The 2,600-nt window shown below is 51.9% G+C and carries 3 protein-coding genes; all 3 read right to left on the bottom strand.

Translation table 11 applies throughout. The annotated features are described in order from the left end of the window. The coding region (locus tag ACXRVY_RS23585; RefSeq protein ID WP_458238382.1) for an OprD family outer membrane porin at positions 1-549 on the bottom strand (549 nt) is incomplete at its 3' end. 136 nt (positions 550-685) lie between these two features. Next, positions 686-2,341 (bottom strand): cation acetate symporter, encoded by a 1,656-nt coding sequence (locus ACXRVY_RS23580; protein ID WP_223457950.1) that lies wholly within the window; start codon positions 2,339-2,341, stop codon positions 686-688. After that, on the bottom strand, positions 2,338-2,600 hold a 263-nt coding region (locus tag ACXRVY_RS23575; protein WP_458238381.1), incomplete at its 5' end, for a DUF485 domain-containing protein. The genes ACXRVY_RS23575 and ACXRVY_RS23580, both read right to left, overlap by 4 nt.

The following is a 2,600-nucleotide window of genomic DNA, read 5'->3' as shown; positions in this document are numbered from 1 at the left end:
AATTTGCCCTCCTACCAGGGTCAGATCCCTGATATCCGCGGAGGTAACCTGGGTTCCCTGCCAGGTTTGCGGCAGCAAACGCCCGTCATTGCTGAAGATAACCGGCAGTTTCGGGACCAGAGTACCCAGCTTCAACTCGGTCTTGGATATCTTCACTTTCCCGGTCAATGCAAGGCTGGAAAAATCGTCAACCGCATGGTCGCCGTCGCTTGGAAACACCACGCCACCGAAATTGGTACCCGTTGGATTGCCATGCTTGCCGGCGCTTGAGTCGAGCTTTACGCCCAACATGCCTAAAGCATCGACACCAAATCCTACAGGGCCTTGGGTGTATCCGGAGATGAATTCCACCTGGAAAGCCTGCCCCCATTCCGCTTGATAACTTTGATTGGCGGCTTGCTGCGCGGGTGTTGCAGAGTCACGATAATCGCTGTTGATATAGTAATTGCGCAGTTTAAGCGCAGCCTTACTATCATCAATGAAACCAGCCGCATGGGCTTGCTGCGCCAATACACACATGGCAGCCGCAACGGTCAAAGTACATTTCATTTATGTGCACCCAAGTCGAGGTTATTATTTTTGTATTAACTATTCAGCTATTTTTCAGGCACAAATGCCCCAACAGCACATGGAGCATAAGCGCCGTCATTCAGGAATTATTTAATGCAGACAGTAACTACATGGATCAATCAGCTTTGAACTGAGCCTTCCATGTTGCCGGCGTACCCAGTTCAGAGTCGACCAACTGATTTTCGAATCGATTGCGCTCACTGATGGCACTGGCGGAGCGATCGGTAATGGAAAACCAGCAAATACCGATGAATGCTACGGCCATTGAAAACAGGGCCGGATATTCATAAGGGAACCAGGCTTGCTGATGATGCAGGATCTTGACCCAAACGGTTGGACTGAGAATGCACAGGGTAATTGCCGATACCAGCCCCAGCGATCCGCCAATCACGGCGCCACGGGTCGTCAAGCCTTTCCAGTAGATCGATAACAACAGTACCGGAAAGTTTGAACTTGCGGCGATGGAGAACGTTAAGCTCACAATAAAGGCGATGTTTTGCTTTTCAAACGCAATCGCCAGGAGGATCGACAACACACCCAGTACGATGGTCGTAACACGAGAGACGCGCATTTCGTCACGGTCGCTGGCGGTGCCGCGGCGCAAAGCATGTGCATAGAGATCATGAGAAACAGCTGACGAGCCAGCCAGGGTCAACCCTGCCACTACCGCCAATATCGTCGAGAACGATACCGCACACATGAATCCGAGGAAGACATTACCGCCGACGTTATGGGCGAGGTGAATCGCAACCATGTTAACGCCACCCAATATTCCACCTGATGCATCGTGATAGGCGGGATTGCTGGCAACCAGGGCAATGGTGCCAAAGCCAATGATGACAATCAGCGCATACCCTATGCCGACAAGACCGGAGGCATAAAGAATGCTTTGGCGCGCGGCTTTAACATCACCGACGGTGAAAAACCGCATGAGAATATGTGGAAGACCTGCCGTACCGAAGACCAGTGCCAACCCCAGGGAAATGGCGGATATCGGGTCGGTAATCAAACCTCCGGGGCTCATGATTGCCCCATGGGTTGGATGAACCTGAGTGGCTTGAGTGAACAATTGGTTCAGGCTGAATCCGAACTCGGATAACACCATGAAAGCCATGAAAACACAGCCGGTCAGCAGTAATACTGCCTTGATGATCTGAATCCAGGTAGTTGCCAGCATCCCGCCAAAGAACACATAGACGACCATCAGCGTACCGACGAGCAGTACAGCCGCGGTGTAATCAAAGCCGAACAGCAGTTCCACCAGTTTTCCAGCGCCTACCAGTTGAGACACCAGGTAAAGCAGCACGATCACGATAGAGCTGGACGCCGCAAAAGCTCGTATGGGTCTTTGCTTCAGTCTGTAGGACAGAACGTCCGCCAGGGTGTAGCGCCCAAGGTTGCGCAATGGCTCCGCGATCAGGAATAGAATGATCGGCCAGCTTGCAAGAAAGCCGATTGAGTAGATCAGCCCATCGAAGCCACTGGTAAAAACCAGGGCGGAGATGCCCAGTAACGACGCTGCGGACATGTAGTCTCCGGCGATGGCCCAACCATTCTGGAAACCGGTAATTTTGCCGCCTGCCGCATAGTGATCGGCAACACTATTGTTTTTACGCGCGGCCCATCGTGTGACAAATAGAGTGAATACGACGAACGCCAGGAACATGCCTATGGCAATGGGGTTATGTTTGGGAGCTGCGGCGGGGACATCGCTCGCGTATACAGTTGCCGAAACAAGGATGGCCGAGAATGTGATAAGAAGACGCTTCATTTTTTGAAGCTCCTGATGATTGTTTTTATTTTTGGGTCGTAGCAGGTGTTGGTGCGCCATACGTAGACAGCAACGAGAAGAACCGTAAAGGCGAGCATTGCGAAGCCAATCGGCACGCCCCACGTCATGGGTTGACCTTCGGTGATAGGTGTACCCATGCGGGCAGGAATAAAGGCCAGCGAAAGAATAAAGCCGAAATATACCGCCAGCATGAGAGCAGTCATGCTCCACGAAAATATTCGTCGCTGTTTTACCAATG

It is taken from the genome of Pseudomonas sp. P5_A2_2 (assembly GCF_054177685.1).
The sequence above is the reverse complement of the archived record's forward strand: the minus strand, read 5'-3'. Positions and strand labels throughout refer to the sequence as shown.

Excerpts from the sequence above, each read along its gene's own strand:
- ACXRVY_RS23580 (WP_223457950.1), bottom strand. The coding sequence starts at position 2,341 with ATGAAGCGTCTTCTTATCACATTCTCGGCCATCCTTGTTTCGGCAACT.